The following is a 19,650-nucleotide window of genomic DNA, read 5'->3' as shown; positions in this document are numbered from 1 at the left end:
ACAATAATGACATATCTAACATTATTCGTAGTAATTCCCGTTCTGATGCTCTTGGGCCTATGGCTTGCAAAGAACGACAATCAGGTGCGGGGCGTGATGGTGACAGGTGCGACTGCTCTTCTCGGACTCTCCGTATATCTTGTCTTCGACTTCATCGGTACACGTGAGGTCCTGCCTGCTGACCAATATCCAATGATACTTGGTGACTCCATCACATGGTTCGAGCCGTTGCACATCAAGTTTGCGACTGGCGTTGACGGCATCTCTGTTGTCATGATACTCCTCTCTGCAATAATTGTCTTCACCGGTACTTTTGCCTCATGGCAGATGCAGCCGATGAAGAAGGAGTATTTCCTCTGGTTTGTACTGCTTTCTACGGGTGTCTTTGGATTCTTTATCTCCATCGACCTCTTCACTATGTTCATGTTCTATGAGGTTGCGCTTATCCCTATGTACCTGCTCATTGGTGTATGGGGTAGTGGAGCCAAGGAGTATGCAGCAATGAAGCTCACCCTTATGCTTATGGGTGGCTCCGCTCTGCTCATCATAGGTATTCTGGCCATCTTCTTCTATAGTGGTGCACAGACCATGAATATCATTGAGATAGCAAATCTGCACAACATTCCAGTTGATATTCAGAACATCTTCTTCCCGATTATCTTCATCGGTTTCGGTGTTCTTGGAGCACTCTTCCCATTCCACACATGGTCTCCCGATGGTCACGCCAGTGCGCCTACGGCTGTGTCCATGCTTCATGCTGGTGTGCTTATGAAACTTGGTGGTTACGGTTGCTTCCGCATCGCCATGTACCTCATGCCTGACGCACTCGATGTCTGGGCTCCCGTGTTCCTCGTGCTCACTACTATCTCTGTTGTCTATGGTGCCCTCTCGGCATGCGTCCAGACCGACCTTAAGTACATCAATGCTTATTCGTCAGTTTCCCACTGCGGTATGGTGCTTTTCGCCCTGCTCATGACAACACAGACTGCCATCACAGGTGCCGTGCTGCAGATGCTCTCCCACGGACTTATGACAGCCCTCTTCTTTGCTGTCATTGGTATGATTTATCATCGTGCCGGTACTCGTGACGTTCGCTACCTTGGCGGTCTCATGCAGGTTGTGCCGTTCCTATCCGTAGGTTATGTCATCGCCGGTCTTGCAAACCTTGGATTGCCAGGCTTCTCCGGCTTCGTTGCCGAGATGAATATCTTCGTAGGATCGTTCGAGAACGCAGACACCTTCCGCCGTACATGTACCATCATTGCCTGTACGTCAATAGTCATCACTGCCGTCTACATCCTTCGTGTTGTCGGCAAGATTCTCTTCGAGAAAGTGGCTAACCCAAAGTTCTTTGACCTTCACGATGCCACATGGGACGAGCGCGTTGCCGTTATCGGACTCATCGCCTGCGTTGCCGGTCTCGGACTTGCTCCGCTTTGGGCACAGAATATCATCAACGATGCCGTTGCTCCTATCATCAGGCACATCGGTGAATATGCCACACTTGCATCAATCTGATATTGAAATCCCCTCGTCCTGTTAGCCGCTACGCAATCGACTACTGCGCAAACGGCTTGCAGGATAGGATAAACAACAATTATCATGAATGTAGATTACAGTCAATTTTTCAACATGATGCCAGAAGTTACGCTTACGCTGGTTCTGGTTATAGTCTTTATTGCTGACCTTGTGGCGGCAAAAGAAGCAAAGCGCAAATGGGAAAACAACCTTGTATGCGCACTTATGACATTGCACTTCCTGGTTAATCTCTCAGGCAGTGGTGACGTTACAGCCTTCGGCGGAATGTACTACTCTACACAGGCCATCGCCGCAGTAAAGTCCATTCTCGCCTTTGGAACTATCCTCGTTCTGTTGCAGTCTTATCACTGGCTGAATGGGCAGAATACACGCTCACGTCAGGGAGAGTTCTACCTTTTGGTCATCTCAACCCTGTTGGGTATGAACTTCATGGTCAGCGCCAACAACTTCCTGTTATTCTTCCTTGGTCTTGAAATGGCGAGTGTGCCCATGGCATGCCTCGTGGCCTATGCAAGATTTAAGCAGGACAGCGCGGAGGCTGCCGCCAAATACATACTCACCGCTACTTTCTCAAGCGGCGTGATGGTATATGGTCTCAGCATGCTCTATGGTGCTGTTGGCAACCTCTATTTCTGCAATTTCGCAGCTGCTGTTACAGCAACTCCTCTCACTGTTGCCGGTCTGGTGTTCTTCTTCAGCGGACTTGCTTTCAAGCTTTCCCTCGTGCCATTCCATTTCTGGACTGCTGACACATACCAGGGCGCACCTGCTGTTGTAGGCGGATATCTTAGCGTAATTTCAAAGGGTGCTGCAGCTGTCGCTCTCCTCACTATCCTTACCAAGGTATTTGGCAGCATGATAGACTACTGGCACCCGATGATGTGCATCGTCATCGTGCTTTCTATCACTGTGGCAAACCTCTTTGCCATCAGACAGAAGAATGTTAAACGCTTCATGGCATTCAGCTCTATCTCACAGGCCGGTTACATCATGCTTGCGCTGCTCAGCCCGTCTGACGCATCGGCTACTGCCCTGTCCTACTATATTCTTATATATATAGTAGCCAACTTGGTTGTCTTCGGAATATTGTCGACTCTTGAGAGTACTTTCGACGGTGACATAACCATGTCACGAATGAATGGTTTCTACAAGACCAACCCGCGTCTGTCGTTCATTATGACTCTTGCGCTGTTCTCGCTTGGTGGTATTCCTCCGTTTGCAGGTATGTTCTCGAAGTTCTTCGTCTTCATGGCTGCAATTCAGGGACAGGCTGTTGACACAGCAATGGGTGCCCTAACTTACGTAGTAGTATTCATAGCCCTTGTCAATACAGTGGTCAGCCTTTACTACTATCTGCTCATTGTAAAGGCCATGTACATCAACCGCACCGAGGAGCCATTGCCTGCTTTCGCAACACCTGAGAGAACCCGCTTGTCTTTGGCACTCTGTACTTCTGGTATCGTCCTTTTCGGTATCATAAGCTTTGTCTACGAGTGGATATTCGGTTGCGTAGTGGCATAGTGTCTTTGAAGCCGTAACAGGTTTCTGGATTATATTACATTAGTATAAACTATAAGGGGCGCATCAATTTGATGCGCCCCTTAATAATTTGTTGTTTTCCAATTTGTTGTATCCAAAACTGGAACCTGTATGCTTTGCGCTTACAGCGCGACCATCACCTACATGAAATAACCCAGGGTGTCGCTACGCTCTACCCTGGGCTATGCTCTTTTGCGCTTACAGCGCGACAATAATAAATTGTTCAATATTCGGAAATAATCTAATCGTATTCCTGCCAGCTCTTTATCTGCAGGTCTTCCTGTCCAATCTCGCAGAAAGCCTCGATGAATGCAGAGGCGAGTCTTGCATTTGTCATTAGAGGAATGTTGTGGTCTATGGCTCCGCGGCGTATGCGGTAGCCATTGGTAAGTTCCCGCTTGCTATGGTTCTTGGGGATGTTCACGATGAGGTCGAACTGGTGGTCGGCAATCATTGTCATCACGTTTTCCCTGTCGCTATTCTCCTCGTCAGGCCATGCCACAGCAGTTGCTTTTACTCCGTTTTCATTAAGGAACTTTGCCGTGCCGTCACTTGCGCATATTGTGTAGCCCTTGATGACGAGAGCGCGGGCAGCATCGAGCATGGCTACCTTCTCCTTTGTTCCACCAGAGGAAATCATGATAGCCTTGTCCTTAGACGGTATCTTGTAGCCGGTAGCAATAAGCGAGTTCAGCAGAGCCTCCTCGTAGGAGTCGCCCATACATCCCACCTCGCCAGTAGAGCTCATATCAACACCCAGAACTGGGTCGGCATTCTGCAGTCGGGCAAACGAGAATTGGCTTGCCTTCACTCCCATGCGGTCGATGTCGAACTCGCTCTTATCGGGTTTCGTATATGGCGCATCGAGCATAATGCGTGTGGCCGTATCAATGAAGTTTGTCTTAAGCACCTTGCTCACGAACGGGAAGGAGCGTGAGGCTCTCAGGTTACACTCTATGACCTTAACGTCACGTCCCTTGGCGAGGAACTGTATGTTGAACGGTCCCGAGATGTTCAGCTCTTTAGCTATGGCACGGCTTATTTTCTTTATCTGCCTTACCGTTGCGAAGCTAATCTGCTGTGCGGGGAATACCATGGTGGCATCGCCGGAGTGTACGCCCGCATATTCCACATGCTCGGAGATGGCATATTCCACAACCTCACCGTTCTGTGCCACTGCGTCAAATTCAATCTCGTTGGTCTCGGTCATGAACTGCGAGATAACCACTGGGTATTCCTTGCTTACCTCGCTTGCCATCTGCAGGAAGCGCTCAAGCTCCTCGTAGTCGTAGCATACGTTCATGGCGGCACCGGACAGCACGTACGATGGACGAACCAGTACGGGGAAACCAACTCGGTCTACAAACGCCTTCACGTCGTCCATGCTTGTCAGTGCACTCCATTGTGGCTGGTCGATGCCCAGCTGGTCGAGCATGGCAGAGAACTTGTTGCGGTTTTCTGCCCTGTCTATGCTCACGGGTGAAGTACCCAGTATTGGCACGCTTTGCCTGTAGAGTTTCATTGCGAGGTTGTTTGGTATCTGTCCGCCAACCGAGACGATGACTCCCCGTGGATTCTCAAGATCTATGACATCGAGCACACGCTCGAAGGACAGCTCGTCGAAATAGAGTCTGTCACACATGTCATAGTCAGTAGAAACCGTTTCGGGGTTATAGTTTATCATTATGCTCTTATATCCGAGCTTGCGCGCCGTGGTGATGGCGTTCACTGAGCACCAGTCAAACTCTACTGATGAACCAATCCTGTATGCTCCGGAGCCGAGCACCACTACCGATTTCTCGTTGTTGTAGTAGTTTACGTCATGCCCCTCAACAGCATAGGTCATGTAGAGGTAGTTGGTAAGGTCGGGATGCTCGCTGGCAACGGTCGGTATGCGCTTCACGGCAGGCAGCACGCCCAGCTTCTTTCGATGGCTGCGCACGGCAAGGTTTTCCTTTTCCATGTTGCCAGAGGCGTTCTTTATCACGAAGCGTGCTATCTGGAAATCAGAGAAACCGAGTATCTTTGCCTGTCTCAATACATCGGCAGGCACTTCCTCAATGGCGTTGTATGTCTCAAGCTTGTGCTTGTAGTCAACGATATTCTTGAGCTTACCAATGAACCATGGGTCTATCTTTGTCAGCTCGTATATCCTGTCAATGGAATATCCCTCCTCGAGTGCTTGCGCAATGGCGAATATGCGCAGGTCGGTAGGGTTGGCGAGCTCCTCGTCAAGGTTGTCGAACTTCGTATGGTCGTTGCCCACAAAGCCGTGCATGCCCTGTCCGATCATTCTCAGTCCCTTCTGTATAAGCTCCTCGAAAGTGCGTCCGATAGACATTATTTCTCCAACCGACTTCATGCTTGAGCCTATCTTGCGGCTTACTCCGGCAAACTTGGTGAGATCCCATCTTGGTATCTTGCAGATGAGATAGTCGAGCTGTGGGGCGACATACGCGGAGTTGGTAGTGCCCATTTCTCCTATCTGGTCAAGAGTATATCCAAGAGCTATCTTGGCAGCCACGAAGGCGAGAGGATAGCCCGTAGCCTTCGAGGCGAGTGCGGAGCTGCGGCTTAGGCGTGCATTGATTTCTATGATACGGTAGTCGTTGGTCTCAGCGTTGAACGCGTACTGTATGTTGCACTCGCCAACGATGTTCAGATGGCGCACGCATTTAATGGCCAAGTCCTGAAGCATCTTCACCTGGTCGTCAGACAGCGAGCATGTAGGAGCCACGACGATAGACTCACCGGTATGTATGCCGAGCGGGTCGAAGTTCTCCATTGACGCAACGGTGAAGCAATGGTCGTTGGCATCGCGTATAACCTCAAACTCTATCTCCTTCCATCCCTTCAGACTCTCCTCGACAAGTACCTGTGGTGCGAACGTAAATGCCGACTCGGCAATCTTCACGAACGTCTCCTCGTCGGGGCATACGCCAGAGCCAAGGCCGCCCAGGGCATAAGCCGAGCGAATCATAATAGGATATCCTATGCGGCGTGCCGTCGCTATGGCATCCTCCATAGTCTCGCAAGCCTGCGACACTGGCACCTTCAGGTCTATCTTGTTCAGCTCCTTCACAAACAGGTCGCGGTCTTCTGTGTTCATGATAGCCTCAACGCTTGTGCCGAGCACCCTTACCCCATACTCCTTCAGGGTACCGTTGAGGAACAGTTCCGTACCACAGTTAAGTGCCGTCTGTCCGCCGAAAGCCAGCAGGATGCCGTCGGGGCGTTCCTTCTTGATGATTTCGGTTACGAAATAAGTATTGACGGGCAGGAAATAGACCTTGTCGGCAATACCCTCACTTGTCTGAATTGTTGCAACGTTAGGATTGACGAGCACCGACTTGATGCCTTCCTCACGAAGAGCCTTAAGAGCCTGGCTGCCAGAGTAGTCGAACTCGCCAGCCTGTCCAATCTTAAGCGCACCCGAACCAAGGACGAGTACTTTCTTTAGCTGTTTCTCCATTTAAAGATATTATGAATGATTATTAGTATGTTTAAGTTCTCTTGCAAAGGCAGATGCTGCCGGGCGCAATGAAAGTCCACGCTCATATTGCTTGCCACGGCTTACGATATGCAAATTTAGATAAAAAAATCGAAATATAAGCCAGTTGGGATAAAAAACCTATTAGTACAGCCGGCTAATAGGGAAAGTTTTCGTAGTTTTAACATTTCGGCAGTCCTTCGGTAACTACCCGGTCTTCTTGCGTTAACGGAAAGTGCGTGTTTTGTGGGTCATCCGACATTTCGAGTGATTACCATTTATAGCAGTGTGGTCTGTATTTGTTACCTTCATTGCCGCTAAGGTTATAGATCTTGTCTGTGGCGTATTCATATTTGCGGTTCATGCTATATCTCGAGTGACAATATATTGTTGCGTGGTCTATGCATATATATATCATTGCCGATAAGGTTAATAACCTTAAGGCCGTAAGGTTATTAACCTTTCAGCCGTAAGGTTATTAACCTTATCAGGGATGCAAACGTATTCATCTCCTATGGCAAACCGTTTCACCCGCTTCATTTAATAATATACTTCAGGAATAATATATTATTATGCGTCACTCCATATTTCTGATGAACCTATGTTATATGCTGTTTCTTCTGTATCAATATTAAATTTTACCTCTTTTTCGCGTCAGTCGGCGAATCCATAGCCAATAGCCGGTGAGGGGCAATGTAGCACCTATCAGGGCTGCGAGGAAATTGAGGATCCGGGTGATGATACCTCCCCAACTGCCAGTGTGTACCATATATACACCACTTCTCACTTTCGTGTCCTTTCCCTCTGAGGAATAGAGTTTGACGTCGGTTATCTCCCCGCTTCTTCTGTCATACGAGTACTTGTCGGTAGCCCTCAAGCTCAGACGTCCCTCGGAAACAACCTCTGCCGCCTCAGCCTTAAGGGTTATCTGCTGATAGCCGGGATTCTTCAAGGCCATTTCATTCAACACATCGTCCCAATGGCGATAGGGTGAGCGACGATGGAATCCGAAATCACCACCATCGTGATATCCATGTCCTTCGCCGCCACCATGATAGCCGCGACCTTCGCCACCACCATGATAGCCGCGACCTTCGCCACCGCCATGATAGCTGTGTCCTTCGCCACCGCCATGATAGCCGTGTCCTTCGCCACCGCCATGACGACCTTCTCCTTGCTGTCTCTCTCCCCTTCGGATAGTGTCACCTCCTCTTTGTCCTTCATTGGAAGCGCTGCCTCCATGTGCTCCGCCTTTTTCCGACGACTCAACACCGAAACATGCATAGAAACCAGTGCGATACCATGAGAACGACCAAGTCAATCCCGTAAGTGCCATGGCGAGCAGGAAGATTGTGGTATATATTCCTCCAGCCACGTGGAGGTCGTGCCAGAATCGTCCCCAACCTTTTGTCACGTGGATGGCAAGACTTGCCTTCAACGGTTTGTTGCGGTTGGTGAGCCACATCAGTATTCCTGTGACAAGGATGAATACGAGTACGAGGGTGCATATACCTGTAAGAAGTTTTCCCATTCCCGTCGATGAGCCAAGAAGCCAGCGGTGCAGATGGAACATGGTATTGAAGAACGGGAGACGCTCGGAGCGTCCGGTCACCTCTCCTGTATATTGATTGACATAGATGGAGGCGCGACGGGGCTTGGTGAGACTCACCTGATAAGTGCGGGTGCTGTCGGCAAAGACAGTCACGCCCGAAATGCTTACAGAGTCGGGCAATGTCTCTTCCACCTTCTCCATCAGTTCCTGCATCGGGATAGGTTCTCCCTTTGCTTCTTTCACGAAATACAGTTCAGGCTTTATGGCCTCCGTAATCTCCTTCTCGAATACGAGCATAGCTCCCGAGAAGCACACCAATGTGATGATGATGCCCGTAGGCACCGATAACCACAAGTGTATTTTTCTTAATGCTTTTTTCATTTTTTTACTCCTTTATCTTTCCTACAGCCGTCACTGTGCTCACCTCAACGCTCAAACCCTTGGTGGCTGTGGCAGTGGCAGGGTCAATCTTGTATATAACTGGATAAGCGTCGGATGTCATCACAGGCATATAGATATATCCACCCTCTACGTATGGCATCTTTCCGAAGTCGGTAATCTTGTCGGTTGCAGGCAGACCGCTGACGAAGGTCAGTTTACCTGTATCACCATTGAACACTGCAAGTTCTGTTGCCACATATCCTGTCTGAGAGAACGGACGGTCATACATTCTCAGAAGGAAATAGTTGCCTCCGGCATGCCAACAGCGCAGGAATGACTTGCCTTCGCTCTGTGCCTCTATACTGTAATAATAGTTGGGGTCGAACTCAGTTGCGCCGGCCTTGATGCGAACCACACCAGCATCAAGCGTTGTCTGCTGACGCGGGTCGGTTACTGTCTTGGCATAACTTGGTGAGAACACATAGATATCACCATTGTCGGCAGCCCATATCGACTGATAGTACTGCGAACGGTATCTGCCACATGCATAACTGATCTTGTCGGTCTTTATCAGTCGTCTGCCGTCGAGCTGCTCATTGTCAAAGATTGCCACCCAGCACTCGTTGGGATATTGAGTGCCACTGAGTTCACCCTTGACGTATGAACCGCCACCCGAGCCGCCGCTTTCCTGCTTCACAAGGTCCTCATTGCCCGGAAGGATATACTTTCCGCCATCAATGCCCGAACCATAGGCACTGAGTCCCATACCGATGGCAGCGCTATAGAGTTTGCCGCCGCTCTCGAGGAATCCCGACAGCATGGCATATTCACCGTTGCCGAGGAAATTCTCCGACATAAAGTTATCCTTTTTCTTTGAATCGCTCTGTGTGGCTGTCTCGTTTGCCACATCAAGGTATGTCAAGAGGAACATCTTAGGCAGATTGCCGTTAGCATCAGCATATTCCGCCAGTCCGTCGCCCGTGGAAGCCGAGATTATATAGTCGCCAAACTTGCCGAATGATGTGAATCGTGTCACCTTGTATTCTGCCGAACGGGCTTTCATCTGTCCGTCGGAGTTGAGCACGTATGAGCGTGTCGTACCGGCATTGCCCTGGTTGTAGGTGAGGGCATAGAGATATTTGTCGCCGTAGAACACCCATTCCGTGGCACCGTCGTTCACCAGTCCGTTGTTGATGGCCGATACGCTGCCTTCGGTTAGGCTCTGCGATGTGAGCAACACATTGGCAGTCTGTTCGCCGTCGGGAAGTGATGTGGCAAGTGCGAATGCCTCTTTTCCTACAGTCACTCCCGGAGTGTCGGTCGTTGTATCCGCCACATTGTCATCACTGTCAGAACAAGCCGCAAGGCTTACCGCAATTAAGGCTGCGGGCACCATTTTCAAATAGTTTTTCATCGTTGTATATATATTAAATGTTATCCAATTAATGAGCCCTCTGGCATTTTACTCCCCTCCCTTTGGGGGAGGGGCTGGGGGTGAGGCTGTTTTTTTCCTTAGAAATGCACCCTAACCTTGCCGTAGAATGCCCTTCCCGCCTTTTGCAGCGAGAAGTTGTCGTAGAGCTTCTCGTTGGTGAAGTTGCGACATTCCAATGACACACTGTATCTTCCGCGCATCATACTGTAGGTCAATACTATATTGTGCGAGAACTGGTTGGGCACGACATAATCGGCCTTGTTGGCACCGATGTGCGACGAATAGTATGTGAAGCTGTGCAAATACTGGTTGTCGTATGTCAGGGCGAGCGTATTACCTTTCTTCATGCAGTTGCGCCAATACAAGTTGATGTCTGAGTCGGCAAAGAGATATGGCAGGTTGGGCATACGCTCCTTGTAGTTGATATTTGCCGACGTAGAGCCCATCGATGTCTTCATGTTGTCGCATACGTTCATCTTGGTGAAGTTGCCACCAATGCTCAGCCATCGTCCGTGGGCATAGCGCAATGAGAGATTGAATCCCTTGGTGAGCACCTTTCCGTAGTTGATATATGATGCGGCATATTTTCCTCCGCTCAGACTCATGATATTGCGCTGGATATAATCCTTGGTGTCGCGATATATCAGTCCACCCTCCACGTAGAACGTGTGCTTGTCTATACGTCGTGAATAACTGAGGTTGAGGTTGACATTGTCACTTCGTTCTGGTTTGATACCGATGTCACCCGTCTCCAGGTCTTCATCACCAAACATCTCCTCGATGGTAGGCAGACGGCATGCCTTCTCGTAGGATAGTTTCACCTGCAGTCCGTCAATAATAAACCATGTGGCAGCCGCTCCATATCCCCAGAAGTCGATGGTATGGCTTGTCTTGGTGTATGTATCGAGCGTTTCGGTGGTAGCCACAGGTCCTGCCACATAGAGGTTGTAGTATTTTCCGAAAACTGACAGATTCCAGTTGTCTGCAGGAGTGAGTCTGTATTGCAGTCCCGCAATGTTCTTGCGTGTATGCTTGTCGATGGCGTCGGTGAGAGTCTCTGCTGTTAGCAGCGATGCGTTGCTTCGGCGGAAGTCGGTGAGCACGTTGTTGAATGTTAAGAGATGAGCTTTGCCCAATTGGTAGTTGAGGGTGGCAGTGGCATTCCAGTTATGGTTGGTAGCACGCGAGTGCATCAGCGACTGCTCACCTGGCGAATTGAGCAATGCCTTTTCTCCCCGCCAGTTATACTTGTATGAAGCGGTATCCACGTTTGTCGTGACATCTCGGTTGTAGCTTCCCGTCACAGTCAGGTCAAGACCACGAGTGAAGAGGTTGTGCTTCACGTATTCCAGGCTCGGTTGCAGTGCATGGCTGCGCCTGTGCTTCTCGCCATACACGATTTCCTGCCTCACTCCCGTCTGTATCTCCTTGTACATCTGCGACCAAGTCAATCCTAAGAGCAGTCGGTCGGCCCATTTCTTGCCTACCACTCCCAGTTTTCCCACTATTGCCTCATTGTGGTATGTGTCGTTGAATCGCTTCACGCTCTCTTTCTTGTCACGGTCTATCCTGCCCGTCTCGAAGTCCTCCACGGGCGAGTTGATACGATAGTTGTTATCGGAATAATTTTGGAATGCCGTAATCTCGTATGTCAGTCCGTTTTTGAATGTCTGTCCGAAACTGACGTTCGACTTATGAGTATTGAATGAGCCATAGGAATAAGATGCGTCGAGATGCCATCCGCTATGACGCTTGTTGGTCACCACATTGATCACACCGCCAATGGCATCAGTACCGAATCCCACTGGCACTACTCCCTTATACACCTCAATCCTGTTGGCAAAGCTCACTGGGATGTTGTTGAGTCCGAATGATGCCCCCACACCTTCCTGTGGCACACCGTCGATAAACACTTTTACCCTCTTGCCGCTGAATCCATCCATCATCAGCGACATGTCGGAACCCACTCCTCCCGACTCCCTCAACTTCAGTCCGGGAGCCTTTGAGAGCGCGTCGCTAAGGTTCTTCGTCGTATTCTGCATTTCCTTGGTATCTACGGCTATAGTGTTAAATGCCGACCTCTTCACCCTGCTCACTCCACCGGCTACGACCACCACCTCGTCAAGTTGCAACTCATTGTCGATGTGCTTGCCATGGTGTCGGTTTTCGCTTTTCGTTCCGCGGTGTTTCACTCTTGTGGAATCCTGCTGGGCAGACATGGGCATAAACATAAATAATGTCAGGCATAATATAGCCAGTGTGAATATTGACTTTCTCATAATATATATAAATAGGTGGCCTTGTGGCCTAATCGCATAAATACAACTGGATTTACGTGGTCAGACACTACACGTTGTTTTTCGGGTGCAAAGTTAAGGTGCTTTTTTCATTCCTACAATACCTAAAACACGTGATTTTGTTAGGTGTACAGATGTCCTCCGGTATACATATGGGAGGGCTTCCATGCTGTCGTCCACACAACAGGACACAGAGATGTCTGCCCGTATTCCCCGACGCTTTGATAGCCTGTCAGCCTGCTGCGAGGTCCTGAGTAAGAGGATATTGCAGATGACAGATGAGAGAAAAATTTGTCCGATACGTAAAATATTCTGTCTAAAGCGAGGGTTTTCTCCGAATTTTATGTATCTTTGCCATGTCATTGATGAATTTTAGTTACACCAGTTAGCAGCGATTAGACAAGTGATGGCTATGACATGGACAGACATTGTGCGGATTCATGTCACGCTGTTATCTGTAGACAATGTCAAGCAAAAGTGCTGCCGATTAAAGTAATAAGAAGAAATTATCCTCCAACATAACACTATGAACAGCAAAGAGAAAATACTGGGACGTCTCCGCCAGAACACACGCGAGACATACGAGACAGCAGACCTCTCATTCCCAAAGACCGTCTATGACGACCCCGTGGCTGAGTTCATACACGCCACGACAACCACAGCAGGCGCACGCCTGATGGAGATAGGCGAGGGCGACGACCTCAACCAGAAGATACGGGAGGCTTATCCCGAGGCGAAGGTGATAGCCACGAACATACCAGGCATCAGCGCGACGCTCAATCCCGACACCGTCACAGAGGCGCAGGAGCTGGAGCGCACTGACGTAGGCGTAGTGAGAGGCACTGTCGGAGTGGCAGAGAACGCATGCGTATGGATACCACAGACAATGAAGGAGAGAGCCGTATGCTTCATGGCAGAGTATCTCGTCATACTCGTGTCGAGGAAAGACATCGTCAGCAACATGCACGAGGCATACCGCAAGATTGAGTTCACAGACTACGGATTCGGCACATTTATATCCGGCCCCTCAAAGACTGCCGATATAGAGCAGGCCCTCGTCTATGGAGCACAGGCGGCACGCGGAGTGACAGTCATGCTCATGCCCTAATCCCACAGCATTATCTCAAGCTACACAGATACTACTACTAACAACAATAATAAGCAGACACAAGTATCAGCAACATCACAACTGACGACAACAAACGCAACGACTCCCGCCAGCCAATCACTGCCAGACTGACAATCAGAATGGCAGCAAAGAACGGCTGGCGGGAGTCGCCATATACAACAATCTGTAAAAGAACTATTACTGTCCTGTAAATTCTTATCCACAGCATCGGAGGGGTGCGACTGTTAGCCCGGATGGAGCAGCGAGAGAGCCGTGTATTTGCTCTTATCCACAGCCCGGAAGGGACGCGACCGTTAGCCCCGATGCCAAGCAGAGAGCCGTTTTCTTGCTATTAACCACAGCCTCGAAAACAACTATCCGCTTCTTCTCACGACTTCTTGTTATCGACCATGCCACGCTTCCACATCTCATGGAATGATAGCTTGGCGAACTCTGGCATGCTGTGTCCCTTAGCCCATGTGTTGGCCTTTATGTTGGTTATGAAGCTGGGCAGATGGTTTGCCCATGGCGCCATGCGGAGGGCTGTGGTGTAGAGCGATGGCCTCTCGAAGACATAGCGCATTCCGGCGGACATTGTCTTCTTCATCTTGTCGGCGTGGTGCATGCTGTCGAGGTCCTGACGCCAGCGGTATATCTGTGATGAGAGGTCGACCTTGACGGGGCACACGTTGTCGCACGAGCAGCAGAGCGAGCATGCCGAGCAGTTGTGGTAGTGCTTGCCAGCGTCGCGCAGCATGCCGAGGTTCACGCCGATGGGTCCCGGTATGAAGTATGTGTATGAGTATCCTCCTGAGCGTCTATATACGGGGCATGTGTTCATGCAGGCTCCGCAGCGCATGCATTTCAGTGTCTGCCAGTGTCCCTCGTTGGCGAGAATGTCCGAGCGTCCGTTGTCTACGAGTATTATATGCATCTCCCCTCCGGGTCTTGGCTTGCGGAAGTGTGATGTGTAGACTGTTGTCGGCTGTCCTGTCCCGTGTCGTGCGAGGAGGCGCTGGAACACGGCGAGCGAGTCATAGTCAGGTATGAGTTTCTCTATTCCCATGCTGACAATGTGTAGCTTGGGGACGGATGTCGACATGTCAGCGTTGCCCTCGTTCGTGCATACGACGATATCTCCCGTCTCTGCCACGCCGAAGTTTGCGCCCGTCATTCCGCAGTCAGCTGTCATGAAATTGTCCCTGAGGTGGTATCGTGCGCATCGTGTGAGGTATGTCGGGTCGGCTGGTGGCGCTGCATCGCGCTCTGCTTTCGAAATATGCGGCTCGGCGTCGCGTATGACGCCTTTCTTCTCGAAACACTCCTCCACCTCCTCTTTCGTTATGTGTATCGCCGGCATGACGATATGGCTCGGTGCGAGGTGCATGAGCTGGAGGATGCGCTCTCCGAGGTCAGTCTCCACGACGTCTATGCCCTCTTTCTCCAGATGCTCGTTGAGATGGCATTCCTCTGTCAGCATCGACTTGCTCTTCACCACTTTCCTGACTCCGTGGCTGTGCATGATATCGATGACGATGCTGTTATACTCCTTTGCGTCCTTTGCCCAGTGTACGTGGGCTCCGTTCTCTGTGGCAGCCTTCTCGAACATCTCGAGATAGTCAGCCAGATGTGTTATGGTGTGTTTCTTTATGTTGTTTGCCGCCTCGCGCAGGTCCTCCCATTCTGGTATGTTGTGTGCGAGGGAGTCACGGCGTTGGCGCACGCTCCAGAATGTCTTGTCGTGGCGTGAGACACGCTCTGTGTCGCGGTTGAACTTCGCGGCACGCTTTGAATGTTTCGTACTCATAGTCCGCTTGCTAATATTTCTACGACATGGATGAACTTTATCTCCTTTCCGTTGGCAGCCTTGAATGTGCCGGGGTTCTTCTTCACGATGCCCTGCATGTGCATCAGGCACGACGAGTCAGGCCCTGTGATATACTCCGCGCCTGTCTCTATGTGGCGGGCCAGCTTGTCGCGTCCCATGCGTATGGAGACATCCGGCTCCTCGATTGAGAACATTCCGCCGAATCCGCAGCACTCGTCCTTCCGCTCAGGCTCACAGACTGTTATCCCGGGGACGAGAGAGAGGAGGTCGCGTATCTTGTTGAACTGTGGCACATTGCGCTCGGAAGGCGATGCGAGTCCGAGTTCCCTGACGCCGTGACAGCTGTTGTGTATGCTCACCACGTGTGGGAAGCTGCTCTTCGGGAATGACTTCACCTTCACCACATCATGCAGGAATTCCACCACGTCCATTGTCCTCTTGGCTGCCTCACACTCGTGTCCGGCTATGCCGGGATGGAATATTCTCGCGTATGCGGCACAGCTTGCCGATGGCGCCACGACATAGTCATAGGGGGCGAAGAGGCGGTCATAGTCCTCCACGAGGCGTTCTGCCTTCTGCTGGAATCCCGCGTTTCCCATTGGTTGTCCGCAGCATGTCTGCCGCTCCGGATACTCCACCTCAAGCCCGAGGCTTGTCAGGAGCTTGTAGGTGACCACGCCGACACTGGGATAAAGAGCGTCGACGTAACATGGAATGAAAAGTCCGATTTTCATTTTCTTATGCTTGTTTTTATGTTTGTCCTGCTGGATTTTTTTGTTTTACCTGCTGGATAATGTTGTCGGTCCTGTTGGAATATGCTGTTTGACCTGAGTTCGGCGATTGATGATGTATATGCCTTTCTTTACAGGGCTTTTTAGCTTGCGTCCCTGTAGGTCGTAGATTTGTGGCTGGGATGTCGTGCAGTCTTTCATAGTGTTTGTGATACCGTTTGTGTTGCTGTAGCGTATGCGTATTTCGGTAGGGCTATTCCATCTGTTGGTGCTGTTTCCGTTGCCTACAATCCTGACATATCTTGCTGATGTCGTCGGAATGGGGAAGCGTTCCAGTTCGTTGGTAAGTCCCGAGCTGACAAGTCCTGTAGCCGCATCGCTCCATATCGTGTTGTCTTCAGAGGTCTGTATGTCGAAATAGAATACACGTTGGTTGCCGTTGTAGAATGCTATGTCCACGGCATAGACCTCCTTCTGTGTGTTCAGGTCGAAGCATATCCATTGTCCATCGCCTTCCTGGCTCCATCGGGTGTCGAGCGAGCCGTCGTAGGCGTTGGTGTGCGGATTCCCTTCCTGCGAGCCTGTTGCCGTGACTATGAACTCTTTCTCTGGTGAGTCAAGGCTAACGGTGCGTATCATTGCCTGCTGTTGTCCCTCTGGCATGCGTCCTCCCTCAGCAGAATGTATGTTGCTTACTTCCACTGTGTGTACTCCGTAGTCTAAAGAGTCGGGTAGGGTAATGGTTATTTTTCTGTCTTTGTCGTAAGAAATTACCGCACCTTCAGGTATGTGTCCGTCGATGGAGTAGTTGGCTGCAACATTAGCCTCGTCAGCATTTGGTGACACATTGAAAGTGAGCGTAATCTCGTATGCGTTATCTATCGTTGCGCTGCGTAGGACAATCGGCTCTATGTATGGCTTGTCGGGTGCTATGCGGCTCACGGCGGCGGCAGCCATTAGGAATGCGCCTACGCCAAAATCGTAATAGCTCGATGCTGTTAGAGTCTGGTTTGGGTCGGCCTTCTCGCCAATGGGCTGTATGTAGCCTACTGTTCCGTTAGTCTGGTATGCGGTGTATGCAAGGTAGTCCCATGCCTTGCAGAGAGTGGAGGCATAGTCATCGGCAGAGATGATGCCCAGCCGTATGCCAGTAGCATAGGCGTATGCGTTTAGTGCTGTTCCTGATGTCTCGCGTCCAGGCGCATGTGCCGGGTCAAGTAGCGAGCGTGTCCAGTAGCCCTCTTCCTGTTGGCAACCCTGCAGCGATTTGGCCATACGGCAGTACAAGTAGGCATACTCGCTGCGGTATGGTGCATCTGCAGGCATCTCGTCAAGCAGGCGTGCAAGAGTGGCGAATGCCCATCCGTCTCCCCTTGCCCAGAAGTCTTTCAGTCCATTGAGGGTTTGGTGTCCGGGATAAATGTATTTTGCGTCTCGGTAGTATAGGTCTTCGTTGTAGTCGTACATCAGCTCTGTGGCATACAGCCAGTAGTCGTGCATCTTCTCAAGATAGCGTCTGTCGCCTGTGATGTTGTACAGTTTTACCATTGTAGGCATAACCATGAACATGCCGTCCACCCACCACAGGTACTCGTTGTAGCCAGTTGTTATCTGATAGCCCATGACCCCGAGTGCGCGCTGTATCTTTCTCTCGTCTGAGCGGTTGTCGTAGTTGTAAAGGTCGGCATATACCTGAAAGCATATCTGGTTGTCGCCAAAGAGCACGTACTTGCCTCCCTCGCCGTAGGAGGATGACCATTCTGTGGTGTCGTTGCTTGTTGCCCCACACCAGTTGTTGTGCTCGGCCCATGCCGTGGAGTAGTCAAGGTATTGGCTGTCGTTGGTTACGCTGTATGCCTCCATGTTGCCGACATGGTATACGGCCCTGTTCCAGAAGAAGTTACCGTGTGAGGGGTTCCTCTCCTGCCATGTCCTGTTTACGTTGTTCAGTATGCTCAGAACCTCCGTCTTGCCAGGTAGCAAGTCGAGTGTGGTGTCTGCCGTAGCCCCTGATGACATGGTGAGCATGGCAATTATTGCGATGTTGTGTAATAATCTTATGTTCATAGCTTTCAAACTCCTCGAACTCCTCGAACCCTCGAACCTCTCAAACTCCTCAAACCCTTCGAACCCTTCTACTGATACTGCCTTATTCTGACGTCCGTGCTGCTGTCCTTAAGCAATGTCCTCACCTGGCGAATATCCGTGTTGCCGTAGTGGTATGGGAAGAGCACTTTCGGATGGATGGTCTTGGTTGCTTTGGCCACCTGCTCTGGTGTCATGGTGAAGGGCTGGTTGCATGGCAGGAAGGCCACATCGATATCGGCAATGTCTTTCATCTCGTCGATATCCTCTGTGTCTCCGGCAATATATATCCTGAAACCATCGATAGTAAGTACGAAGCCGTTGTCGCGTCCCTTCGGATGGAACTGTTCTTTTCCCTTCGATGTATTGTAAGCCGGAACAGCCTCTATGTTCCATTCGCCGATGGTTGCCGAGTCGCCGTTCTTCATCACCTGTCCCTTGCCACCAAGCATGTCGCTGCATCTGCGGTTGGTTATCAGCTTTGTGTCCTGTTTGGTGAGCTGGCTGATGGCTTTGGCATCCAAATGGTCGGGATGCTCGTGTGTGAGCAGGATGAGGTCTGCCTTTGGCAATGTCGAGAAATCGGTGACAGGTGGAACCTTGTCTGTTACAGGGTCTACGTATATCCACTTGCCGCCAACGCTCATCCTCAGCGTACCGTGCTTGATGCAGTAAATCCTGACGAGAGAACCATTGTCGGTGGTGAACACGTCTACCTCCTGCTTGCTCACCTCCTTGCCTGCCTGCGTCCATCCGTTGTAGCCCGTGCTCAGTTCAGTCACCTTGTATCCGTTGTCGGAGAGGATTTGTGCAGCCTTCTTGCTGCGCTTTCCGCTTCGGCAGTATAGTGCCACGGCGTTTTCTTTTGGCAGCAAGAGTGAAGCCTGTGCAAGGAAGTCGTCGCGAAGAACATCCGCATTGACAGCTCCCGGCAGGTGGCCTTCTCGGTATTCCATGGCTGTCCGCACGTCAAGGAGAACGATATTGTCGTTGGCAGCGACCTTCTCAAACTCTGCAACGTCAAGACTTGTATACTTGTCTGATTGTGCCGTACATCCTGCGAGACAGCAGAACATGGAGGCAAGTGTCAAAAAGATATTCTTCATATATAATATAATAATGTGTAGTTAGAAATATTGCTATGTTTAGTAATTTACTGGCAAAGATACATAAATTATTCGACTTATTAGCTATCTGCAGACAGAATATTTCCGAATAGTAGGAAATGATGTGTGCATGTCCGTTTTTTACAAATCACATACATGACATTTTTTGTAACTTTGCAAATAAATAAGGTGCAATATGCTTAAGCTTGTCTTTTTGCTCTCGTCAGCACTATCTTTGCACGTTATTGCATAATGAATATTACATATAAGAATAACAGTAACAAACATAATATGGAAAAAGAACAGAAATTTTGTCAGAGTTGTGGCATGCCGCTTTCTGATGCCAGCGATTTCGGCACAAACGTTGATGGAAGTCCGAACGACGAGTACTGCAAGTACTGCTACGCTGACGGAAAGTTTGTGCAGCAATGCACAATGGATGAGATGATAGAGTATTGCGCTCAGTTTGTTGGGGAGTTCAATAAGGATTCCGAGCATAAGGTAACACGCGAGGAAGCCATTGGGCAGATGAAGATGTTCTTCCCTCATCTGAAACGTT

10 protein-coding genes and 2 pseudogenes are annotated in these 19,650 nt (G+C 50.2%); 4 read left to right on the top strand and 8 right to left on the bottom strand.

What is annotated here, in order from left to right; all coding sequences use genetic code 11:
* The first annotated feature begins 6 nt into the window (after nt 1–6).
* Nucleotides 7–1,518, top strand: a complete 1,512-nt coding sequence (locus tag CIL02_RS13405; RefSeq protein ID WP_094402468.1) for a NuoM family protein — start codon at nt 7–9, stop codon at nt 1,516–1,518.
* 84 nt (nt 1,519–1,602) lie between these two features.
* A complete protein-coding gene (locus CIL02_RS13400) occupies nt 1,603–3,060 on the top strand; it encodes an NADH-quinone oxidoreductase subunit N (RefSeq protein WP_094402466.1) in 1,458 nt (485 codons plus the stop codon).
* Nucleotides 3,061–3,319: 259 nt separating this feature from the next.
* On the opposite strand, the gene carB is transcribed toward CIL02_RS13400, so the two are convergent.
* The 4 genes and pseudogenes from carB to CIL02_RS13380 form a co-directional block, all read right to left on the bottom strand.
* Entirely contained in the window at nt 3,320–6,550 is a 3,231-nt protein-coding gene (gene carB / locus CIL02_RS13395) for a carbamoyl-phosphate synthase (glutamine-hydrolyzing) large subunit (protein ID WP_094402465.1), read from the bottom strand.
* Between the two features lie 649 nt (nt 6,551–7,199).
* Complete coding sequence (locus tag CIL02_RS13390) at nt 7,200–8,501, bottom strand: PepSY domain-containing protein (RefSeq protein ID WP_094402464.1); 1,302 nt, start codon at nt 8,499–8,501, stop codon at nt 7,200–7,202.
* Nucleotides 8,502–8,505: 4 nt separating this feature from the next.
* Nucleotides 8,506–9,915 (bottom strand): DUF4374 domain-containing protein, encoded by a 1,410-nt coding sequence (locus tag CIL02_RS13385; protein WP_240513705.1) that lies wholly within the window; start codon nt 9,913–9,915, stop codon nt 8,506–8,508.
* A 98-nt stretch (nt 9,916–10,013) separates the two neighbouring features.
* Nucleotides 10,014–12,065, bottom strand: a pseudogene (locus tag CIL02_RS13380) (TonB-dependent receptor domain-containing protein); the annotation flags it as partial.
* 694 nt (nt 12,066–12,759) lie between these two features.
* Between CIL02_RS13380 and CIL02_RS13375 the strand changes: the two are divergent.
* Complete coding sequence (locus CIL02_RS13375) at nt 12,760–13,341, top strand: LUD domain-containing protein (protein ID WP_094402459.1); 582 nt, start codon at nt 12,760–12,762, stop codon at nt 13,339–13,341.
* Between the two features lie 388 nt (nt 13,342–13,729).
* Here the strand turns inward: CIL02_RS13375 and CIL02_RS13370 are convergent, their stop codons facing one another.
* From CIL02_RS13370 to CIL02_RS13355, 4 genes are all read right to left on the bottom strand, one after another.
* Nucleotides 13,730–15,148: a lactate utilization protein B gene (locus tag CIL02_RS13370; RefSeq protein ID WP_094402457.1), complete on the bottom strand. Its 1,419-nt coding sequence runs from the start codon at nt 15,146–15,148 to the stop codon at nt 13,730–13,732.
* Nucleotides 15,145–15,903, bottom strand: coding sequence for a (Fe-S)-binding protein (locus CIL02_RS13365; protein ID WP_094402456.1), 759 nt, complete (start codon nt 15,901–15,903; stop codon nt 15,145–15,147). Before CIL02_RS13365 ends, CIL02_RS13370 begins: the two co-directional genes overlap by 4 nt.
* 45 nt (nt 15,904–15,948) lie before the next feature.
* Nucleotides 15,949–17,967 carry a glycoside hydrolase family 88 protein gene (locus tag CIL02_RS13360; protein ID WP_094402454.1) on the bottom strand — a complete coding sequence of 673 codons (2,019 nt, stop codon included), beginning with the start codon at nt 17,965–17,967 and terminating at the stop codon, nt 15,949–15,951.
* 68 nt (nt 17,968–18,035) lie between these two features.
* Nucleotides 18,036–19,091 (bottom strand): MBL fold metallo-hydrolase, encoded by a 1,056-nt coding sequence (locus tag CIL02_RS13355; RefSeq protein ID WP_094402452.1) that lies wholly within the window; start codon nt 19,089–19,091, stop codon nt 18,036–18,038.
* Nucleotides 19,092–19,343: 252 nt separating this feature from the next.
* On the opposite strand from CIL02_RS13355, the pseudogene CIL02_RS16785 reads away from it, so the two are divergent.
* Nucleotides 19,344–19,643: pseudogene (locus CIL02_RS16785) on the top strand (zinc ribbon domain-containing protein); the annotation flags it as partial.
* Nucleotides 19,644–19,650: the final 7 nt, after the last annotated feature.

Source organism: Prevotella sp. P3-122, assembly GCF_002251365.1.
GTDB lineage: Bacteria > Bacteroidota > Bacteroidia > Bacteroidales > Bacteroidaceae > Prevotella.
This window is presented reverse-complemented; position numbering and strand designations above follow the sequence as displayed.